Consider the following 20,673-nt stretch of genomic DNA (forward strand, 5'->3'; position numbering starts at 1 on the left):
AAGGGCGCTGTTCCTGCGGGCGCGATTTTGCGCCTCCCGGCCCCGTTGGGGTCACATCCCCGTTCCTCCGCCGCTCGTCGGATCGACCAGCAGCAGGGCGAGCATGAGAGCGGCAACGGCGGCGATCCATGCGGCGGCGATGCGCAGCCCGATGCCCACCCATTGCGCGGTGAAACGCGCCCGCAGCGAGCCGACAGCGAACGCAAGATAGACCAGTGCGAGGTTCGCCCCGACGAACGAGCCGGCCAGCGTCACGATCACCGGCCATGCCGGTCCTTCGTCCGGGATCGACGCCACCCCGAGGAAGAGGCCGGTCCAAGCCGAGATCGCGACGCAGGGCGCCGTCAGCTTTGGTGTGAGGAGCGCAGCCAGAATCGCAGCGGCGATGCCGCCTGCCAGAAGTGCGGTGTCTTCCAGGCCGCGCAACCAGCCCCATTGGCCAAGCGCGATTCCCGCCAGGCAAGAAACCGCGAAGGCCGGCCAGCAGTATCTGAAGGGCCCGGGCCATCTGAGCCCGAGCAGGAGTCCGGCCGCCAGCAGCGACAGCAGCTGCGGCGGCGTAGACAGGGGATGCAGCATGCCGAGATAAAAACCCTGCATGCCGGGAATTGGGCTGTGCGCCGCCGCCTCGTCCGCCGACGCGACCAGAAAAAGGAACGCGAGGGCAATCCCCCGGCCGGTCGTCACCTATGCGAGGCCAAGCAGGAAGCCGAAGCCGACCATCGAGATGATGCCGCCGGCTGCGCGGACCGCGATCCTGCCCGCCGGCTTCTTGACCGGCAGCCCGAAGCCGATGCCGACCAGATGCAGCAGCCCGGTCGCGATGACGAAACCGACGGCGTATGCGAAGGAATTGGCCGCATCCGGCAGTTCGGTCCCGTGCGCATGTCCGTGGAAGATCGCGAACGCGCCGACGATGATCGCCGCGATCCAGAGCGGCGGCCTTGCTGCGAACGCGATCAAGAGACCGAGCACGATTGCCGATGCCGCAATGCCTGTTTCGACGGCCGGGACGGGTACGCCGACAATGCCCAGAACCGCGCCAAACGCCATCACCAGCGGGAACACCACCGGCAGCAGCCACATCGCCGGTGCGCCGAGGAATGCGCCCCACAGGCCGACGGCAACCATCGCCAACACGTGATCCCAGCCGAGGATCGGGTGACTGAAACCGCTTAGGAAACCGCCGGCGACGCTCGTACCCGTATGCGCCAGCGCCAGGGAGGGCAGAAGGGCGGCGCCCGCGAGAAGCAACGAAGCAAAAAGAACGCGAAAGAAATCCGGCATCGAAGTCTCCCCGAAGCAGCGACCCAGTCCCCGCAAGCAATGCGGCATGGCGCGCCGGCAAACCTGCAGGAGATCGGCGTTGGTTACAACTCGAATGTCATGATTGCAGTGGCGCGATCGCGCCAGTCGTCCCAGCGCCAAACGCCCGGCTTCGTCGCCGAAGCAACGGCGCCCCTATAGCAATCCGAGTTCCGCCAGTTCCTGCCTCAGCTTAGGCGGCATCTCGGCAATGCCGTCGCGGCCCTTGCCGAGATCGGCGGGCGCTTCCTTCTGCTGGAGATACCGCCAGCCCTGGAAGGCGCGGCGCGGCTGCCACTCGGTCCTGACCACCGCCGGATCGAGAATGAGACGGCAGCGCGAGATGCCCTCGTCGTCGATGAACGGCCGAACCTCGAGCAGGCGCTGGCGGCACTGCACGCTGCCCTTGATGACCCAGTAGAGCGAGCCGCCCTCGACGAGTTCGGCGGCGCGGGTCGGCACCATGCGCGTGGTGTGGAAATGCTCCACCGGTTCGCCGGCGCGGCGGCGCTGGTCGAGCTTCATCGCGATCCACTCTTCCAGATCCTCGACGCTCTCGCAGCCGACGCACAGTTTGAGGAGGTTCAGGGCCATGCCCCGAAATTTAGCGACCGCGCGGCGGCGGTTCAATCGCCGGTCGCGTTATGCACAGGGGCAATGCGTGCCTGACACCGCTTCCGTTCCCGATTGCATCCGCGTGACATGCAGGAAGGGTGGGGAAGCCTGGCTGCCCCACCCTTCGTCGTTATCGTGAAGCCAGGTCGATCGGTTCCTTGGAGAAATCGAAGAACGACGCGAACAGTTCAAGGCCGGCAAGATCGCCATTGGCCGAGGCGGTTCCGGCCGCGATCGCATCCTTGATCGCCGACTTGCCGAGCACGAAATCGTAGACCACGCTGCTCGGCAGGCTTACGACCAGGTCCGCATTGTCGGGGATTTCTTCATAGAATGCGGCAATGCCGTTGCGTACGTGGAAACCATAGCCTTCCTCACGGTCGGTTATGTTGAAGCCGATCTTGAAGTCCGCTCCGGTCGCCTTTGCGGCATCGATCTTCACCCTCAGATTCTCGAGGATCGTCCCGACGGAGAACTGCTGGATGATGACCGGATTGGCGAAGTCGAACGCGCCGGACCTGTCGAGGCTTCCGTCCAGCTCGGCGGCGCCGCTGATCGCGAAACCGCGCCAATAGATGTTTGCCTGGTCGTAGCCCCAGGCCCGCATCGCCTCGGCTTTCAAGAGCCTTGCTTCCTTGTCCCCGGGGTTGGCCCGGATCGCCTGCGTCATGATCTCCATGGCCCAGCCGTAGTCCTTCGCCTTGATGGCCATGCGCGCCAGTTCCTTGACGCTGTCGGCGCCGCCCATGGCCGAGACATACAGCCTGGCCTTTCGCTCGACGGAAGGCGTCGCCAGTTGCGTGGCATCGCCCGAGAACCATCCGAGATAGCCGTTGTAGACGTTTCGAACGACATGCTCGACGCTGCCATAGAACTCCTGCAGCCAGGGGTCTTTCCTGAGATTTTCAGGCAGTTCGATCAGGTCCACCAGTTCTTCGGGCGTCGCGCCCTTGTTGATCTGGCGGATCGACTGGTCGTGCACATACTGAATCGCATCGCGATAGTTCTGGATGCGCTCGACGATGAACGCGTTGCCGACCCAGGCGCGCATGTGCGAATGCGTATAGGCGTCGCTCTCGCGGGCGTAGGCGAGCAGCCGGTCCACGCCCTTGTACCACTTGACGAGGTCGCGATACTTCGTACCCCGCAGCGTGTACAGATTTGGAAACGACTCGCCCTGGATCGTCTCGGATCCATGCACGAGACGCAGGTCCGGGAAGTAGACGTCGATCTCGTCCTCGGCATCGCCGTAGGCTTCGAACATCACCATCTTCACGCCGGAAACGCCGACCTCCAGCTTGTCGGTGACCAGGTCCGTCGGCCTCAGGAAGGAGATTTCGCCGCCGCTGAATGTCGGGCCAAGCCCGCCATGGACAAGTCCCTGCGCGTTCTGGCCGATATAGCTCGCGCCGCCGTAGGCAGTACGCTCGGTCAGGATTTCTCCGACGACGCTGGCGTCGTTGGCCAGATAGTCCATGAATTCGTGATGGGCGAAAATCCGGACCTTGCCGCTGTCGACATCCTCCTGTTTTACGCCAAGGCCGGCAATGCCGAACGCATGGTCGGGATGGCGGTGGCTGTAGACGACCCCCGTGACCGGGAGCTTCACGCCCGTGGCTTCGCGAAACGCCTCCATCAGGTGCCTGGCCGGCTCGTCGCCTTCGCCGGGGTCCACGACGATGAGGCCGCTTTCTCCGACGACGATCAGCGTCGCCGTCAGCTGCCAGCCTGACATGAGGAACGCCCTGTCCTTGACCGGCTCGTAGATGGTCTTGGCCATCTGGTTGGCGAAGCTCGTCATGCGGGGGTTGATGGTCTTGGAAGCCTCGGTGACGGCGAGATTGTCGAACTGCTTCCGAATGGGGGCCAGCGACTTCAGAATTTGAGGGTCGGCATAGGGCTCGACATCCATCGGAATGTTCTTGGTGATCGTTTCGGGCGTCAGCAATGCGGGGTCGAAAGCCGATGCATCGCTCGCCATTGCCGCCAGGACCAGACAACCTGAAATACAGGTCAGTGAAAATCGCATGGAACGTCCTCCTTGTTCCCGAAAAGTGTTTGTGCCGTGCTTGCCAAGCCGACACCGTTGTCGACAGTCCAAGGCAAATATTCCCGGTCGCGCAGGCACGTCGCGGACGTGGCGCCGGAAGCGATTGCAGGAAACTGATCTTGGAGAACTTATATGGCCTTCTGCGGCCGCACTACGTAATATCCGACACTTCGGACCGAGGTATTCCGATGGAGAAGGGTGGAGCGATCAAGACGGAAGCCGGTGACTTTTCGACGAACGATCCGGTCCTCTACGAGGCCGCGATACGGCCGTGGGAACTCAACGTGGATCTGCGTCGGTCCGGACGCTTCGAGTGCTCGATCGAATACCTGAAGTTCGACGGGATCGCGATCTACAGGGACCGGTACCGCCACGACATGCGGCTGCAGGGCATGACGCCGCCCCATACGCTGACGATCGCCGTCCCGATCAGCGGGGTGACCGATGAATCGGCGTTCTGGGGCAGGTCGGTCGACCCGCGATGCGTCTATTCGACCTTTCACAACGAGATCGACAGCGTCACTGCGCAAAACTACGACCAGTTCATCTTGCTGATCGATACCGAAGCTCGGCAGGAGCTTGCAGGAATCGTCGACTGGTTCAGCAGCGCCAAGCCTTCGGTTTCCCGCAATCTTCAGTCCCTCAGGGCCGCCGCGTCATTCTTCAGGCTGCTCCTGAAACTGTCGCGCGACCCCAAGGTCGTCGGCGATGCGGCAATCGCCGACAGGCTCCGAAGCGACCTGATTTTCGCGCTGACCCAGGCATTGTTCCAGCAGCCAAACGCGACCAGCACGGTGATCGGCAAGCGCGAAAGCCGGGCCATTGCCGACATGTACGACTGGATCATGTCGACGGGGGATCTGGTGGTCACCGTCGGTCAGTTGTGCGCCAACGCCGGGATCCACGAACGAACCCTGGAGCGGGCGGTCCGCGCCAAGTTCGACTGCACGGTGCAGGACCTGCTTCGCCGAATGCGGATTCACGAGGCAAGACGACGGCTGCTCTATGCCGATCGAACGGAAACGAGCGTCACGGAAGCCTCCTACGACCTGGGATTCTACGATGGCGGACGCTTTGCGCGTGACTACAAGCGCATGTTCGGCGAACTGCCCTATCAGACCCTGAAAGGCCCGCCGGTCAGGAAGATCGAGCCGCTGCTGCTTCTTTGAATCAGCTTCGCATGTACACGGTTCGCATTTGTACACAGGCCACGCTTGCACATGGCCATCGACGCCATCCCGTCGCGATTGACTTGCCCACGCGCACGGCTAACTTCGCGCGACCGAGGGGGGAGCATGGCGTTGGAATTGAAGGCGCAGCGCGGCAATGCGTGGCTGCCGGCCGCGCTGATCGGCGTGATCGCGGGCGTCGACAACATCGCCGCTGCGCTGGCAATCGCATCCCTGCTGTTTGCCGGCCCGCTGTCGTCGGGGCTGGGGCTCGGCGTCGGTGTCGTCCTCGTCGGCGGCGCCGTCCTCGCGCTGGTCGTCGCACTGAGAAGCACGCTGCCGAATTCGGTGGCGCTGGTCCAGGAAACGCCGGTCGCAATTCTTGCGGCGGCCATCGTCACCGCAACCGCCACCCTGGAAGGGCCGACCGAGGCAAGGGTCGCAACCGCGGTCGCCATCCTCGGCGTTTCCAGCCTTGCCACCGGAGCGCTGTTCTGGGTCACCGGCCGCCTCGGTCTCGGGGGACTCGTCCGCTTCCTCCCCTACCCCGTCGTCGCGGGATTTCTCGCCGGGTCGGGCTGGCTGCTCGTCGACGGCTCCATGGTCATGCTCACCGGCCACGGCATCGGACCCGCCTTCTTCGACATCGCGCGCCAGACATCCGTGCTGATGCTGATCGGCCCGGCCGTCCTGTTTGCGCTTGCCCTGCACCTCGCGCTCGGCCGCTTCAGCCATCCCGCGACGGTGCCGGTCGTCATGCTCGTCGGCGGCCTCGCCTTCTTCGGTGCCATCGCGGCTGCCGGGCTGGGCGTCGAGGACGCCCGCGCGCTGGGCTACCTGCCGAAACTGACCGCGCATGGCGGCGTCGAGCTTCCGACCGTCCAGATGCTCTGGACCGTCGACTGGCACGCGGTGCTGTCGGCCGGCCCGACCATCCTGTCCATCGCGGCACTCAGCATGATCGGGCTGCTGCTCAACATCAGCGGTCTCGAACTCGCGGTCGGGCGCGATATCGAGGTCAATGCCGAGTTGCGCTCGACCGGCCTCGCCAACGTCCTGTCCGGCGCGATAGGCGGCCCCTCCGGCTATGTCGGCCTCACCATGACGGTGCTGGCGCAGAAGACCGGCGTCCACGGCCGCGGCGCCGGCGTTGCCACCGCGCTCGCCATGCTTCTCGGGCTTGCCGCGGCGGGCGGCCTCATCTTCCAGGTTCCGGTTTTCCTCACCGCCGGCTTCGTTCTGTTCCTCGGCGTCGGCCTGCTCCTGGAATGGCTGGTCGCGACCCGCCGCGAACTGCCGCTGGTCGAGTGGCTGATCGTCGTGCTCATCATGCTGGCGATCGCCGTCGTCGGCTTCCTGGAGGGACTGGCCGTCGGCCTGCTGGTGTCGATCGCGGTCTTCGTCTTCAACTATTCGCGCCTGCCGGTCGTCCGGCTCAACACCAGCGGCGTCGAGCACCGAAGCTCGGTCGACCGCTCGTCCTCCGCATCGCGCCTGCTCAGCCGCCATGGCGACGCCATCGAGATCGTGCAGTTGCAGGGCTACCTTTTCTTCGGTTCCGCCGACCGCATGGTCAACTACATCCGGCGTCGCCTGCGGGCGCCCAACCGGGCTCCCTTGCGTTTTCTCATCCTCGATTTCCGCCATGTCAGCGGCCTCGACTCCGCAGCGACCAGCGGCTTCCTCAAGATCGCGCGGATGAGCGAGGATCATAGGGTCAAGGTCTTCCTCACGCATGTGTCCGACGAGGTCGAGAAGACGCTCGGGCTTGCCGGCATCAAGTTCGGCGGCCAGGGAGCGATGACGCTCGAGGTCGATATCGATCACGCGCTCGAGCACGCCGAGGAAGCGATCCTTCAGGAGCAGCCGGAGCATGGCGTCCACGCAGGACTCCTCAGCCACCTGACGGCGATCGCCGGCCCTCACCGCCGCATGGGCGATCTCCTCGACCACATGACGCGCGTGCCGGTCGAGGTCGGCGACCTCGTCATCAGGGCCGGCGAGACGGCGGACGACGTGTTCTTCATCGCCAGCGGCCGCGTGCGCGTCCAAGTCACGCTGCCCAACGGAAGGAAGCTGCGGCTTCGGACCATGACGGACGGCGCATTCGTCGGCGAAATCGCGCTCTACCTCGGGCAGGAACGGACGGCTGACGTGATCGTCGAGACACCCTCGGAGATCTTCAGGCTGAGCGCCGCCGACCTCAGCCGCCTGGAGCGCGACGATCCCGAGGTCGCCTTCCTCGCCCACCGCCTGCTGGCGATCAACCTGTCCGAGAAGCTCAGCGTCGCCAACCAGGCCATCAAGCGCACCGAGCGCTGACGCGGCCTCGCCGCGGAGCGTCGCCGACTGGGGCCTTTCAGCACTCCACCACGTTGACGGCGAGCCCGCCGAGGCTGGTCTCCTTGTATTTCTCGCTCATGTCGAGGCCGGTCTGGCGCATCGTCTCGATCGCCGCGTCGAGCGGCACGAAGTGGCTGCCGTCGCCCTTGATGGCGAGCGACGCCGCCGTCACCGCCTTCACGGCCCCGAGCGCGTTGCGCTCGATGCAGGGCACCTGCACCAGCCCGCCGACCGGATCGCAGGTCATGCCGAGGTGATGTTCGAGCGCGATCTCGGCGGCGTTCTCGACCTGGGCCGCGGAGCCGCCCATCACGGCGCACAACCCGGCCGCCGCCATCGCCGACGCCGAGCCGACCTCGCCCTGGCAGCCGACCTCGGCGCCGGAGATCGAGGCGTTGGTCTTGATGATGCCGCCCACGGCCGCCGCCGTCAGCAGGAAGTCGCGGATGCTCGCCTGGTCGGCTTCCGGATGGAAATGCAGCCAGTAGCGCAGGACCGCAGGCAGCGTGCCGGCGGCGCCGTTGGTCGGCGCGGTCACCACGCGTCCGCCCGCCGCGTTCTCCTCGTTGACCGCCATCGCGTAGATCGACAGCCAGTCGTTGGCGAGCAGCGGGTTCGGCCGGTTGGTGCGCCAGTCCTCGTTCAGCCGGTCATGCAGCGCCTTGGCGCGCCGCCGCACCTTCAGCCCGCCCGGCATGACGCCTTCCTGCGACAGGCCGCGCTCGATGCAGCCGAGCATCGCCGCCCAGATCGCATCGAGGCCGGCGTCGAGTTCGGCGCGCGGCATGTGCGCTTCCTCGTTGGCGCGCTTCATCTCGGCGACGGTGAGCCCGCTCTTGCTCGCCATCGACAGCATCTCGACCGCGTTCTTGAAGGGATAGGGCACGCGCTTGCCGGACTTGTCCGGCCCCTTCGCCTTCAGCCGCTGCAACTCCTCGTCAGACACCACGAAGCCGCCGCCGATCGAATAATAGATGCGCTTGAGAAGCAGGCGGCCGTCGGCGTCGAGGGCGAGGAAGGCCATGCCGTTGGCGTGGCCGGTGAGCGGCGTCTTGCGGTCGAGGACGAGGTCTTCGGCGGGGTCGAAACGGTAGGCGGGATGCCCCGGCGGCGAGACCCGCCTGGCCGCCGTGATCGAGGCAATCGTCGCATCCGTCTTGTCGGGGTCGACCGTCTGCGGCGTCTCGCCGGCCAGGCCGAGGATCACCGCGCGGTCGGTTCCGTGGCCGACGCCGGTGTAGGCGAGCGATCCGTGCAGGCTGACTGCGATGCGGTCCACGCTGACGCCCGCCGGGCGCGGCCAGTCGCCCGACCTGATCTCGTCGAGAAAGCGCGCCGCGGCCGTCATCGGCCCCATCGTGTGCGAGCTCGACGGGCCGATGCCTATCTTGAACAGGTCGAATACCGAAAGGAACAAGTCGTGGCTCCTGGTTGACGACGTTTGCCGGAGGGTGCGGCGCTTTGCCGGCCAAGCGCTTGGTTTTGGCCGACGTCGGGTGATCCGCCGGCGACATTGCCGTATAGAGTAGCGAGCGCAATGACAATGATCGGGCGTTTCGAATGCTGCTTTCCCTCGCCGACCTCGCCGCGCTGGCCTTCTTCCTGGCCGTCTGGACAGGCCATTCGCTGGCGACCGAAGGCAGGTTCTTCAGCCGCGCCTCGCTCTCCACCGCCATGAACCGGCAGCGCGAGGCATGGATGCGCACCATGGCCCGCCGCGAACTGCGCATGATCGACACCTCGATCATGCAGGGCCTCCAGCAGGGCACTGCCTTCTTCGGGTCGAGCGCGCTGATCGCCATCGGCGGCTGCTTCGCGCTTCTGGGATCGAGCGACCAGGTGCTGAACGTGCTCGGCGACCTGCCGCTCTCGCAAGCCGCCTCGCGCCCCCTCTTCGAGGTGAAGGTGATCGGGCTCGCCCTGATCCTGGCCTACTCCTTCTTCAAGTTCGGCTGGTCCTACAGGCTGTTCAACTATTGCTCGATCCTGATCGGCGCGGTGCCCCTGCGCGACGATCCCGGCGCGTCCCGCGAAATCGATATTGCCGTCGAGAGGGCGGCGCGCATGAACGTGCTCGCCGGCAAGCATTTCAACGCCGGCATGCGCGGCATCTTCTTCTCGATCGGCTACCTCGGCTGGTTCCTGGGGCCTGTCGTGTTCGCGGTGACGACGCTGCTGATCCTCGCCGTCCTCGTGCGCCGCCAGTTCTTCTCGCAGGCGCGGCGGTCGGTGGTTGACGCCTAGGCGTCCGGCCCCGGGAAGACGGAATCGATCCTTCCCACGAACTTGTATGCGATGAGCCCGATCCATTCGCGGATGGCCATCGTCGTCGTCGCCAGCGAATCCGTCGGGTTGTCGCGCATGACGCCGATCCCCTCCTGCCCCGATGTCCGGTAGTCGACGGGCCACGGCACGACGGGGAACGCCGCCTTGCGGAACAGGCCGACCGAGCGCGGCATGTGGAACGCGGAAGTCACCAGCAGCCAGGTCTCGTCGGGCCCGGGCGTCACCAGCTTGCGGATGTTCTCGACGTTCTCGTAGGTGTTTCGCGATTCCGGCTCCAGGATCAGCCGGCTTGCCGGGACGCCCAGCGCCGCGAAGAGCTTTGCCGACGTGTCGGCATCGCCCTCGCCGTCGAGGATGAGCGTGCCGGTGCCGCCCGACACCACCACCTTGGCGGCCGGATAGCGCAGCGCCAGCGCCGCCGCCTCGATGTATCGGTCGCCGCCGCTGTTGATGTCGTAGCCGCCGCGCGCCAGATTGATCGCCCCCTCGAAACCGCCGCCGAGCACGATGATGCCGGCGACCTTGCCGGGCTGGTCGGGGCGCTGGAAGCGCTCCTCGAGCGGATTGAGCATGAGCGCGCCAAGCGACGTCCACGCCGAAACGGCGAGCACCAGGAAGGCGGTGAATGCGAAGACGCCGCGCGTCTTTCGCCAGCCGAACCAGCCGACCAGGATCGCAAAGCCGAGCAGGAACAGCGACAGGTTCAGCGGCTGGACGAGGAACCAGAAGACCTTCGACAGATAGAACAGCAGGGTGGCTTCGGACATTCCAACCTCACGGAACTCTACGCCTAGGGCCTACGCGCTGGCTCTCAGCTGTTCAAGGAGGCTTTCCGATTTTCCCCGCCGATCGGCAGCTCGTCGGCCAGGATTTCTCTGAAATAGGCGATCGTGCGCTCGAGACCGTCGCGCAGCGGCGTCGTCGCTTCCCAGCCGAGTTGGGCGCGCGCCCTCGATATGTCGGGCTGGCGCTGGTGCGGATCGTCGCGCGGCAAGTCCTTGCGGACGATCTGCGAGCGCGATCCGGTGATCTCGATCACCAGCTTGGCAAGTTCGAGGATCGTGAACTCCCGGGTGTTGCCGATGTTGATCGGACCCGTTACGTCGGCCGGGCTTGCCATCAGCTTCAGCAGCCCGTCGATCAGGTCGTCGACATAGCAGAACGATCGCGTCTGGGCGCCGTCGCCATAAACCGTGATCGGCTGGTCGAGCAGCGCCTGCACGATGAAGTTCGAAACCACGCGACCGTCCTGCCGGTGCATGCGCGGGCCGTAGGTGTTGAAGATGCGCGCCACCTTGATCGGCACGCCCGCCTGCCGGTGGTAGTCGAAGAACAGCGTCTCGGCAGCGCGCTTGCCCTCGTCGTAGCAGGCGCGCGGGCCGATCGGATTGACGTTGCCCCAGTATTCCTCGCGCTGCGGGTGCATCGTCGGGTCGCCGTACACCTCGCTGGTCGACGCCTGCAGGATCTTGCATTTCAGCCGCTTGGCCAGCCCCAGCATGTTGATCGCGCCGTGCACCGACGTCTTGAGCGTCTGGATCGGATCGTGCTGGTAGTGGATCGGCGAGGCCGGACAGGCCAGGTTGTAGATCTCGTCGACCTCGACATAGAGCGGGAAGGAGACGTCGTGGCGCATGAACTCGAAGCGCGGATTCGAGTGCATGTGGTCGATGTTGCGTTTCGTCGAGGAAAACAGGTTGTCGGCGCAGATGACCTCATGGCCCTGCGCGAGCAGCCGATCGATCAGGTGAGAACCGAGAAATCCCGCGCCGCCCGTTACCAGGATGCGCTTGCGGCTGTCGGAAATGGGCGGCACTCGCTGTTCCCCCCGTGCGGCCTGAAACGTCTACCGCGCCGGGGTGAATTTTTCAATCAGTACGGAGGCTTGCGCCCGTTACCACCACTTTTCAGGTTCGAACCGGCCGGCGGCCTGCTCGATGACGTGGCCCGCCTGGAACAGCGTCTCTTCCTCGAACGGCTTGCCGATCAGCTGCAGACCGAGCGGCAGTCCGCGCCCGTCGAGGCCCGCCGGCACCGCGATGCCGGGCAGCCCGGCCATGTTCACGGTCACCGTGAAGATGTCGTTGAGGTACATCTTGACCGGATCGGCGGCCATCTCCTGGTCGGCCACGCCGAACGCCGCCGATGGCGTCGCCGGCGTCAGGATGATGTCGACGCCCGCGTCGAACACCGTCTCGAAGTCGCGCTTGATCAGGGTGCGGACCTTCTGCGCCTGCAGGTAGTAGGCGTCGTAGTAGCCGGCCGAGAGCACGTAGGTGCCGATCATGATGCGACGCTTCACCTCCTGGCCGAAGCCGCTGGCGCGCGTGTTCTCGTACATCTCGACGATGTCCTTGCCTGGCACCCGCAGCCCGTAGCGCACGCCGTCGTAGCGGGCGAGGTTGGAGGACGCTTCGGCCGGCGCGACGATGTAGTAGGCTGGCAGCGCATACTTCGTGTGCGGCAGCGAGATGTCGACAATCTCCGCGCCCGCGTCCCTCAGCCAGGCGATGCCCTTCTGCCAGAGCGCCTCGATTTCCTCGGGCATCCCGTCGACACGGTACTCCCTGGGGATGCCGACCTTCATGCCCTTCAGCGAGCGGCCGAGCGCTGCCTCGTAGTCGGGCACAGGCCTGTCGACCGACGTCGTGTCCTTCGGATCGACCGAGGCCATCGACTTCAGCAGGATCGCGGCGTCGCGTACGTCGCGGGCGATCGGCCCTGCCTGGTCGAGCGACGAGGCGAAGGCAGCGATTCCCCAGCGCGAGCAGCGGCCATAGGTCGGCTTGATGCCGACGGTGCCGGTGAAGGCGGCCGGTTGGCGGATCGAGCCGCCGGTGTCGGTTGCCGTCGCGCCCGCGCACAGGAACGCCGAGACCGCCGAGGCCGAGCCGCCCGACGAGCCGCCCGGCACCAGGTCGGCGTTGCTGCCGGCTGCCCGCCACGGATTGACGACCGGGCCGTAGTAGGACGTCTCGTTGGACGAGCCCATCGCGAACTCGTCCATGTTGAGCTTGCCGAGCATCACCGCGCCGTCGGCCCACAGGTTGGCGGTAACGGTCGATTCGTAGCGCGGCTTGAAGCCGTCCAGCACATGGCTGCACGCCTGGGTGTGCACGCCCTCGGTCGCGAAAAGATCCTTGATGCCGAGCGGGATGCCCTCGAGCGCGCCGCCCTCGCCGTTGGCCAGCCGCGCGTCGGACGCCTTGGCCATGTCGCGCGCCTTGTCCGGCGTCACCGCGACATAGGCGTTCAGCGCCGGATTGGCGCGTTCGATCGCCTCGACATAGGCGTCGGTGATCTCGACGGCCCGGATCTCCTTGGAACGGAGCTTGGCGCGCGCATCGGCAATCGTCAGTCTGGTCAGGTCGCTCATCAGGATATCTTCTTCTCGTAAAAGCGCGAAAACCCGGAGTCCGGATAGTCCAGGACCGCGCCGCAAACCGTGAAACCGCCGCGTTCGTAGACGCGGTAGGCCGCCTCGAAGCCCGGCGCTTCGCCGGTCTCCAGCACCAGCCTCGAAAGGCCCTTCTCGCGCGCCAGTTGCTCAAGCCGCTCCAGCAGCATCGAGCCGACGCGCTGGCCGCGCACTTCGGGCAGCGTGAACATGCGCTTGACCTCGCCGAGCCCGCCGCCGTGATCCTTCAGCGACGCCATGCCGACGTGCCGGCCGTTCCCGTCGCGCGCCACGAAGGTGGTCAGCGCCGGCTCGGCCATCTGCTCGACGGTCAGCTGGAACTGGAATTCGCGCGGCGTCAGCGGAATCATCGTCGCGTTGAGGTCGGCGACCATCGCGCGCACGTCGTCCTGCAGGGGCGTCTCGGCCGCAATCGTGATCGCCACGGCCTACTCCACCACCTTCGGCACGAGGAAGAAGTTTTCGTCGGTCGCCGGCGCGTTGGCGACGATGTCGTCCGCCTTGTTGCCGTCCGTCACCGCGTCCTGTCGCTTCTTCATCGCCATCGGGATCACCGACGTCATCGGCTCCACGCCGGTCACGTCGACCTCGTTCAGCTGCTCCACGAAACCCAGAATGGTGTTCAGTTCGCCGGTCATGCGCTCGGCGTCGTCCTCGCTCACCGCAATGCGGGCAAGGCGGGCGACGCGCTTCACTGTGGCGATATCGACGGACATGGCGACACTCGATCCCTGAGGAAAATCAGCCCCGGGCTATAGCGAGACGGCTGCCGCAGCGCAATATCGCGGTCCGTTCCGCCGCGTCGGGCCGCGCCGATGTAACGATCCCGGCCCACGGACCGAAGTAGCACTCGGGCGATCGGGTCGCGACGAGGAGAATGCCATGCTTCTGAGGTCGGTTGCAGCGCTTGCGGTGTCCCTGGCCGTTGCCGGGCCGGCCGCGTCGGGCGAACGGGCGGTCAACGTCGTCGAACTGTTCACCAGCCAGGGTTGCTCGTCCTGCCCGCCGGCCAACGCCAATCTGATCAGGCTGCGCGGCCGTCCCGACGTGCTGCCGCTGAGCTTCAGCGTCACCTATTGGGATCGTCTCGGCTGGAAGGACGTCTTCGGCCAGGAAAAATTCACCGAGAGGCAGCGCGTCTACGAACCGGCCCTCGGCGAGCGCGGGCCGTTCACGCCGCAGATGGTCATCAATGGCCGCGTCAGCATCGTCGGCAACCATCAGCCGGAGGTCGAGGACACGCTGGCGGCAGCCGATCCGGGCCAGGTTCCGGCAATCGCCATCGGAGCCCGCACGGTTGGCGTCGGCGCAGGCGCAAAAGGCCGATTGGCCGATGTCTGGGTGGCGCTCTACGAGCCGGATGTGATCGAGGTTGCCGTGAAGCGCGGCGAGAACACCGGACGCACGCTCCCCCATGCCAACGTCGTGCGCGAACTGTTCAGGGTCGGGACCTGGAACGGCGCTGCGGCCGAGTTCCCGCGCCCCAAAGCCGCCAGCGGGTTGAAGACGGCCGTTCTCGTCCAGGAGCCTGACGGCGGCCCCATTCTGTCGGCGGCGACCGATTGAGCGCTACAGCCGCAACGCCTTGCCGATCTCCGGCAGAAGAACCTTCGTCCCCGATCCGTCCATGCCCTCGACGAACCGGTCCGGCGTCTGGTCGAGCAGGCCGAACGTCCTGTAGTGGCAGGGGATCGCCGTCTCGAACTTGAAGAAGCGGCGGCACGCGAGCGCGGCGACGGCCCCGCCCATGGTGAAGCGGTCGCCGACCGGCACCAGCCCGACATCCGGCTGATGCAGCTCGTTGATCAGCGCCATGTCGGAGAAGATGTCCGTGTCGCCCATGTGGTAGAGCGTCTTGTCGTCCGGGAAGTGCAGGACAAGCCCGTTCGGATTGCCGAGATAGACGTTGGAGCCGTCATCCAGCGTGAAGGCCGACGAATGGACCGCGTTGACGAAGGTGGTGGTGAAGCCGCCGCAATCGACGGTGCCGCCGTGGTTGCCGGGATTGACGTTGTCGATGCCCTTGCCGGCGACGTAGTCGGAAATTTCCGCATTGGCGACGAGCATCGCGCCGGTCTTCTTCAGGATGTCGATCGCATCCCCGAAATGGTCGTTGTGGCCGTGCGTGACGAGCACATGGGTGACGCCCTCGGCCGGGCCTTCCCACCCATTGCCCCACGCCGGGTTGCCCGACAGGAACGGGTCTATCAGGATCGCCGCGCCCGCCGCTTCCACGCGGAAGGCGGAATGCCCGTACCAGGTCAGTTTCATTGTGGGTCTCCTCGCTGTCTGTCCGCGGGCGTCGCCCGCCGGTGAAAGTCGGGTCCGGCGGGCCGGTCCGACCGGCGACGCTCCGAATCCGGATGTCCAACCGACGCTAAGAAGGTAGAAGGGGTATCAACGAAGTAAAGGACATCCATTGGCCGTCATCGACGTCTCCGACCTCAACGCGTCCCTCGCCGGCGGCAGGACGCTCGCCGGCCTCGATCTCGGCGAGAAGACGATCGGCGTCGCCGTCTCGGACCGCGGCCTTTCCTTCGCGCATCCGCGGCCGGTGATCGTCCGCAGGAAGTTCTCGATCGACGCCGCCGCCCTGCTCGACCTCTTGGGCAAGGAGAACGTCGGCGCCGTCGCGATGGGGCTGCCGGTCAACATGGACGGCTCGGAAGGCCCGCGTGCGCAGGCGTCGCGCGCCTTCGTGCGCAACATGGCGCGGCTGAGCGACCTGCCCTTCCTGTTCTGGGATGAGCGGCTGTCGACGGTCGCAGCCGAGCGCACGCTGATCGAGATGGATTTTTCACGCAGGAAGCGGGCCGGCAAGATCGATTCGGCGGCAGCGGCGTTCATCCTGCAGGGCGTGCTCGACCGGCTTCACGCGCTCGGCGAAGGCTCCACGCCGAAATAGCGGTCGCGCGTGGCGCGCACACAGGCGGCGATCTCCCGCCGGCGCCGGAACGCCCAGATCGCCAGGATCAGCAGCGTATCGAGGATGCAGGCCTTGGCGACCAGCGGCGGGATCGTCGCCGGATCGATGCCGAGCGTCTGCCCGTAGAGCTCGAACAGCAGGTCGTGCGCCTGCCGGGTCAGCATCACGTAGCCGAAGTTCATGTCGTTCAGCGACAGGAAGTACCATCCCCAGAAGATGCCCATGGGCAGCGCCCAGGCGGCGAAGACCCAGCGCATCAGCCCGCATCCCCGGGCGCGCGCCGTGGACCGGCTGCCGCCCGGCAAGGTCCCTGTGCGCCAATGGTCCGTCGAAGCATGAGAATCCCTTCACTCGCTCGCAAACAGTCATATGGGGGACAAGCCGGTGCAACGTAAACCATTTGTTAAGGTTAACAGACGGTTACTGTGGACGGATGTCGGCGGCCGTTGATTTTGACGCGGCCGCGCATTTCGGCCCGGCGACGAAGTCTGGCCGGCCGGCTCTCTCTCTTCGGCCTTTTCAGGCTGTCGGGGGGTACAGGGTGTCGACGATCAGTTGCGCGTCGTGGCGCGCGTCGAGCATGCCGTAGGTGGTGCGCCACTGGCCGGCGAGCCGTGTCTCGATGAAGGCGTCGGCGATGCGCCCTGCCCCCATCCGCTTGAGTTCCGCCGCAGCCGCCGCGAGCGCAAGCTGCTCGGTCAGGATGCGCGCCGATCCCTCGTCGGAGGCGGCAACCTGCATCGCCGCCCGCAGCACCGCGACCGTGCCAGGGCCGCCTGCGCCGAGGTCGCGCTCGATGCCGGCCAGCACCTCGTCGAACAGGCCGGGCGCGCGCCCGAGCACCCGCAGCACGTCGAGCGCCATGACATTGCCCGACCCTTCCCAGATCGCGTTGACCGGCGCCTCGCGGTAGTAGCGCGCCAGCGGCATCTCCTCGACATAGCCGTTGCCGCCCAGGCACTCCATCGCCTCGTAGAGCAGCGCCGGAGCGATCTTGCAGACCCAGTACTTCACCACCGGCGTCATCGCCCGCGCGAACGACGCCTCGGTGCGGTTGCTGGCGGCCTCGTCGAAGGAGCGCGCGAGCCGGAAGGAGAGCGCCGAGGCGCCGGCGACGTCGAGCGCCATGTCGGCCAGCACGCGCTGCATCAGCCCCTGGTCGATCAGCTTGCGACCGAACACCTGGCGGTGCCGCGCGTGGTGGATGGCCTCGGCCAGTCCCGCACGCATCAGGCCGGACGATGCGACCGCGCAGTCGAGCCTGGTCAGCGTCACCATGTCCATGATCGTCTTGATGCCGCCGCCGGGCTCGCCGACCATCTGGCCGATCGCGCCGACGAACTCGACCTCGGACGAGGCGTTCGAGCGGTTGCCGAGCTTGTCCTTCAGGCGCTGGAAGCGGAACCCGTTGCCCGTTCCGTCGCCGAGGATGCGCGGGACCAGGAAGCAGGACAGGCCCTCGCTCGCCTGCGCCAGCACCAGGAAGGCGTCCGACATCGGCGCCGACATGAACCACTTGTGCCCGCTCAGCCGGTAGAAGCCGCTGCCGGCGCGGTCGGCCTTGGTCGTGTTGGCGCGCACGTCGGTGCCGCCCTGCCTTTCGGTCATCCCCATGCCGAGCGTCAGCCCGGTCTTTTCGACCGGCGGTTTGCTCGCCTGGTCGTACTTTCGCGTGGTGATGCGCGGGGCCCACTCGCGAAACAGCTGCGGCGTCGCCATCAACGCCGCAAGCGACGCGCTGGTCATGGTGATCGGGCAGAGGTGCCCGGTCTCGAGCTGCGCCGTCAGGTAGAAGCGCGCCGCCCGCGCCTGGTGCCGCCTGCCGGTCTCGGCGGGTCCGTTTTCCCAGATCGAGGAGTGCAGCCCGCTTGCCACCGAGCGGCGCATCAGCGCGTGATAGGCCGGATGGTAGTCGACCGTGTCGATGCGCCGGCCCTGCCGGTCGTGCGTTCTCAGGACAGGAATCTCGCTGTTGGCGAGGCGCGCGGTGTCCTGCGCCTCCTGGCTCAGCACGAAACGGCCGATATTGTCGAGATCCTTGCGGATGGGGGCGGAAAAGTCCTCGGCGATCTGGATCAGCAGCGGATCGCCGCGCCAGGCGTTGCCGCCGGCGATCGGTGGCGTCTGGTTGGTCACCTCGTCCGTCACGCACAATCCTTCCGCCGGCCGAATCCGGCTTTGTCCCCGCCGGCCATATATATCTGATGCTGTGTTAACGCGACCAAAATACCGGGGAGAATGGCCGCCGTCCAAAGCCTTGACGCTTGCGGGACGGGAACCTGCGCCCTATAGCAGCGCCTTGACATGATCCAAGCGACCCCACCGCCGCTCTTCCCGCATCGCCATCTGCTTGGCATCCGCGATCTGTCTCCCGCCGACATAGAAATGCTGCTCGACCGCGCCGACGCCGCGGTGGCGATTTCGCGCCAGCCGGAGAAGAAGACCTCGACGCTGCGCGGGCGCACGCAGATCAACCTGTTCTACGAGGCCTCGACCCGCACCCAGTCTTCCTTCGAACTGGCCGGCAAGCGGCTCGGCGCCGACGTGATGAACATGTCGGTCGCAAGTTCGTCGGTGAAGAAGGGCGAGACGCTGATCGACACCGCCATCACGCTGAACGCGATGCGGCCCGACATCCTGATCATCCGCCATCAGTCGGCGGGCGCGGCGGCCCTGCTCGCCCAGAAGGTCGGCTGCTCGGTCGTCAACGCGGGCGACGGCGCGCATGAGCACCCGACGCAGGCCCTGCTCGACGCGCTGACCATCCGCCGCGCCAAGGGGCCGCTGTCCAAGCTGATCGTCGCCATCTGCGGCGACATCCTGCATTCGCGGGTCGCCCGCTCCAACATCATGCTCCTGAACGCACTCGGCGCGCAGGTCCGCGTGGTGGCCCCGTCCACGCTCCTGCCGTCCGGCATCGAGAAGATGGGCGTGATCGTGTCGCGCACCATGGCCGAAGGCCTGAAGGACGCCGACGTCGTCATGATGCTGCGCCTGCAGCGCGAACGCATGACCGGCGCCTTCGTGCCGTCGGTGCGCGAGTATTTCCGCTATTTCGGCCTCGACGCCGAGAAGCTGAAGGCAGCCAAGGATGACGCCCTGGTCATGCATCCGGGTCCGATGAACCGCGGCGTCGAGATCGCCAGCGCGATCGCCGACGGTCCCCAGAGCGTCATCCAGGAACAGGTCGAGATGGGCGTCGCCGTCCGCATGGCGGTGATGGAGGCGCTTCTCGACCCCCGCCGCAATCCCGCGGGAACCGCACCATGAGCGTCACCGTCTTCAACCGCGCCCGCGTCGTCGATCCGTCGCGCGGCATCGACGAGAGCGGCGCCGTCATCGTCCAGGGCGCGAAGATCGTCGCCGCCGGCGCCGACGCGCTCAACCAGGGTTTTCCCGAGGGAGCAGCGGTCGTCGACTGCCAAGGCAAGACCGTCCTTCCGGGCCTGGTAGACGCGCGCGTCTATATCGGCGAGCCGGGCGCGGAGCATCGCGAGACCATCCGCTCGGCCAGCGAAGCCGCGGCCGCCGGCGGCGTGACCTCGATCGTCATGATGCCCGACACCGACCCGGTCATCGACGACATCGCGCTCGTCGAGCACGTCCTGCGCGCCGCCCGCGACACCGCCTCGGTCAACGTCTACCCTGCGGCTGCGATCAGCCGCGGGCTCGAAGGCGCCGAGATGACCGAGTTCGGCCTGCTGCGCGAGGCCGGCGCCGTCGCCTTCACCGACGGCCGCCACACGGTGGCCAGTTCCGCGCTGATGCGCCGCGCGCTGACCTATGCGCGCGACTTCGGCGCGGTGATCGCGCACGAGACGCAGGATGCCGGACTGTCGGCGGCGGGCGTCATGAACGAGGGACTGTTCGCCAGCTGGCTCGGGCTATCAGGCATCCCGCGCGAGGCCGAGGCGATCCCGCTCGAACGCGACCTCATGCTCGCCCGGTTGACGCGCGGCGCCTACCATGCCGCCAAGATCTCGACGGCGATGTCGGCCGCCGCCGTGTCGCGCGCCAAGTCGGATGGCGCCAACGTCACCGCCGGCGTGTCGATCAACAACCTCTCGCTCAACGAGAACGACATCGGCGAATACCGCACATTTTTCCGCCTCTCGCCGCCGCTGCGCGCCGAGGAGGACCGGCTCGCCATGATCGAGGCGCTGAAGGACGGAACGATCGACATTATCGTCTCCTCGCATGATCCGCAGGACGTCGACACCAAGCGGCTCCCCTTCGCCGACGCTGCCGAAGGCGCGATCGGCCTCGAGACGCTGCTCGCCGCGGCGCTGCGGCTCCATCACAACGGCGACGTGCCGCTGCCACGGCTGGTCGAACTGCTGTCGGCCGCGCCGGCGAAGCTCTTCGGCTTGCCCGGCGGCACGCTTCGGCCCGGCGCGCCGGCCGACCTCGTCCTGGTCGATCTCGACGAACCTTGGGTGGTCCAGGAGGCGGCAATCCGCTCGCTCTCCAAGAACACCTGCTTCGAGGGCGCCAGGATGCAGGGCCGGGTCTTGCAAACGATGGTCGCGGGACGCACAGTCTTTTCCGCGTAGCTCGCCGC

General features: G+C 66.5%; 20 protein-coding genes. 7 read left to right on the forward strand and 13 right to left on the reverse strand.

Annotated features, from left to right (window positions below; translation table 11 throughout):
• Positions 1-51: 51 nt before the first annotated feature.
• From ABUE31_RS20750 to ABUE31_RS20765, 4 genes are all read right to left on the reverse strand, one after another.
• Entirely contained in the window at positions 52-687 is a 636-nt protein-coding gene (locus ABUE31_RS20750) for a HupE/UreJ family protein (RefSeq protein ID WP_367725659.1), read from the reverse strand.
• Positions 688-1,287 carry a HupE/UreJ family protein gene (locus tag ABUE31_RS20755; RefSeq protein ID WP_367725660.1) on the reverse strand — a complete coding sequence of 200 codons (600 nt, stop codon included), beginning with the start codon at positions 1,285-1,287 and terminating at the stop codon, positions 688-690. It abuts the gene before it with no gap.
• A gap of 174 nt (positions 1,288-1,461) precedes the next feature.
• Positions 1,462-1,899 (reverse strand): DUF1489 family protein, encoded by a 438-nt coding sequence (locus tag ABUE31_RS20760; protein ID WP_367725661.1) that lies wholly within the window; start codon positions 1,897-1,899, stop codon positions 1,462-1,464.
• Between the two features lie 151 nt (positions 1,900-2,050).
• On the reverse strand, positions 2,051-3,901 hold the full coding sequence (locus tag ABUE31_RS20765) for an alkyl sulfatase dimerization domain-containing protein (protein WP_367725662.1): 1,851 nt from the start codon (positions 3,899-3,901) through the stop codon (positions 2,051-2,053).
• Between ABUE31_RS20765 and ABUE31_RS20770 the strand changes: the two genes are divergently transcribed.
• The gene (locus ABUE31_RS20770; RefSeq protein ID WP_367725663.1) at positions 3,886-5,139 is read left to right on the forward strand and encodes an AraC family transcriptional regulator; all 1,254 of its coding nucleotides are present in this window, start codon (positions 3,886-3,888) and stop codon (positions 5,137-5,139) included. The genes ABUE31_RS20765 and ABUE31_RS20770 overlap by 16 nt on opposite strands.
• 126 nt (positions 5,140-5,265) lie before the next feature.
• Positions 5,266-7,461: a cyclic nucleotide-binding domain-containing protein gene (locus tag ABUE31_RS20775; RefSeq protein ID WP_367725664.1), complete on the forward strand. Its 2,196-nt coding sequence runs from the start codon at positions 5,266-5,268 to the stop codon at positions 7,459-7,461.
• Between the two features lie 37 nt (positions 7,462-7,498).
• On the opposite strand, the gene ABUE31_RS20780 is transcribed toward ABUE31_RS20775, so the two are convergent.
• Positions 7,499-8,899, reverse strand: a complete 1,401-nt coding sequence (locus ABUE31_RS20780; RefSeq protein ID WP_367725665.1) for an L-serine ammonia-lyase — start codon at positions 8,897-8,899, stop codon at positions 7,499-7,501.
• A 143-nt stretch (positions 8,900-9,042) separates the two neighbouring features.
• Between ABUE31_RS20780 and ABUE31_RS20785 the strand changes: the two genes are divergently transcribed.
• Positions 9,043-9,726 carry a DUF599 domain-containing protein gene (locus ABUE31_RS20785; protein ID WP_367725666.1) on the forward strand — a complete coding sequence of 228 codons (684 nt, stop codon included), beginning with the start codon at positions 9,043-9,045 and terminating at the stop codon, positions 9,724-9,726.
• Here ABUE31_RS20785 and ABUE31_RS20790 read toward each other — a convergent pair.
• The 5 genes from ABUE31_RS20790 to gatC all read right to left on the reverse strand — a co-directional run bounded on the left by ABUE31_RS20790 (position 9,723) and on the right by gatC (position 13,902).
• On the reverse strand, positions 9,723-10,520 hold the full coding sequence (locus ABUE31_RS20790) for a YdcF family protein (RefSeq protein WP_367725728.1): 798 nt from the start codon (positions 10,518-10,520) through the stop codon (positions 9,723-9,725). The two genes, ABUE31_RS20785 and ABUE31_RS20790, sit on opposite strands and share 4 nt — an antisense overlap.
• A 59-nt stretch (positions 10,521-10,579) precedes the next feature.
• A complete protein-coding gene (locus ABUE31_RS20795) occupies positions 10,580-11,584 on the reverse strand; it encodes a UDP-glucuronic acid decarboxylase family protein (RefSeq protein WP_367725667.1) in 1,005 nt (334 codons plus the stop codon).
• A 78-nt stretch (positions 11,585-11,662) separates the two neighbouring features.
• Positions 11,663-13,144, reverse strand: coding sequence for an Asp-tRNA(Asn)/Glu-tRNA(Gln) amidotransferase subunit GatA (gene gatA / locus ABUE31_RS20800; protein WP_367725668.1), 1,482 nt, complete (start codon positions 13,142-13,144; stop codon positions 11,663-11,665).
• Entirely contained in the window at positions 13,144-13,611 is a 468-nt protein-coding gene (locus ABUE31_RS20805; protein ID WP_367725669.1) for a GNAT family N-acetyltransferase, read from the reverse strand. The genes gatA and ABUE31_RS20805 overlap by 1 nt, the downstream gene beginning before the upstream one ends.
• Before the next feature lie 3 nt (positions 13,612-13,614).
• Positions 13,615-13,902 carry an Asp-tRNA(Asn)/Glu-tRNA(Gln) amidotransferase subunit GatC gene (gene gatC / locus ABUE31_RS20810; protein WP_367725670.1) on the reverse strand — a complete coding sequence of 96 codons (288 nt, stop codon included), beginning with the start codon at positions 13,900-13,902 and terminating at the stop codon, positions 13,615-13,617.
• A 166-nt stretch (positions 13,903-14,068) separates the two neighbouring features.
• On the opposite strand from gatC, the gene ABUE31_RS20815 reads away from it, so the two are divergent.
• Positions 14,069-14,752 carry a DUF1223 domain-containing protein gene (locus ABUE31_RS20815; RefSeq protein WP_367725671.1) on the forward strand — a complete coding sequence of 228 codons (684 nt, stop codon included), beginning with the start codon at positions 14,069-14,071 and terminating at the stop codon, positions 14,750-14,752.
• Positions 14,753-14,755: 3 nt separating this feature from the next.
• Here ABUE31_RS20815 and ABUE31_RS20820 read toward each other — a convergent pair whose 3' ends face one another.
• Positions 14,756-15,457: a metal-dependent hydrolase gene (locus tag ABUE31_RS20820; protein ID WP_367725672.1), complete on the reverse strand. Its 702-nt coding sequence runs from the start codon at positions 15,455-15,457 to the stop codon at positions 14,756-14,758.
• Positions 15,458-15,605: 148 nt separating this feature from the next.
• On the opposite strand from ABUE31_RS20820, the gene ruvX reads away from it, so the two are divergent.
• A complete protein-coding gene (gene ruvX / locus ABUE31_RS20825) occupies positions 15,606-16,091 on the forward strand; it encodes a Holliday junction resolvase RuvX (RefSeq protein WP_367725673.1) in 486 nt (161 codons plus the stop codon).
• Here the strand turns inward: ruvX and ABUE31_RS20830 are convergent.
• Together ABUE31_RS20830 and ABUE31_RS20835 are read right to left on the reverse strand one after the other, a co-directional pair.
• Positions 16,058-16,369 carry a DUF6105 family protein gene (locus ABUE31_RS20830; RefSeq protein WP_367725674.1) on the reverse strand — a complete coding sequence of 104 codons (312 nt, stop codon included), beginning with the start codon at positions 16,367-16,369 and terminating at the stop codon, positions 16,058-16,060. The genes ruvX and ABUE31_RS20830 overlap by 34 nt on opposite strands.
• 262 nt (positions 16,370-16,631) lie before the next feature.
• The gene (locus tag ABUE31_RS20835) at positions 16,632-18,260 is read right to left on the reverse strand and encodes an acyl-CoA dehydrogenase family protein (RefSeq protein WP_367725675.1); all 1,629 of its coding nucleotides are present in this window, start codon (positions 18,258-18,260) and stop codon (positions 16,632-16,634) included.
• 156 nt (positions 18,261-18,416) lie between these two features.
• Between ABUE31_RS20835 and ABUE31_RS20840 the strand changes: the two genes are divergently transcribed.
• Together ABUE31_RS20840 and ABUE31_RS20845 are read left to right on the forward strand one after the other, a co-directional pair.
• Positions 18,417-19,382, forward strand: a complete 966-nt coding sequence (locus ABUE31_RS20840) for an aspartate carbamoyltransferase catalytic subunit (RefSeq protein WP_367725676.1) — start codon at positions 18,417-18,419, stop codon at positions 19,380-19,382.
• Positions 19,379-20,665 carry a dihydroorotase gene (locus ABUE31_RS20845; protein ID WP_367725677.1) on the forward strand — a complete coding sequence of 429 codons (1,287 nt, stop codon included), beginning with the start codon at positions 19,379-19,381 and terminating at the stop codon, positions 20,663-20,665. Before ABUE31_RS20840 ends, ABUE31_RS20845 begins: the two co-directional genes overlap by 4 nt.
• The last annotated feature ends 8 nt before the right edge of the window (positions 20,666-20,673 follow it).

The sequence above is a fragment of the Mesorhizobium marinum genome (assembly GCF_040813675.1).
GTDB lineage: Bacteria > Pseudomonadota > Alphaproteobacteria > Rhizobiales > Rhizobiaceae > Mesorhizobium_K > Mesorhizobium_K marinum.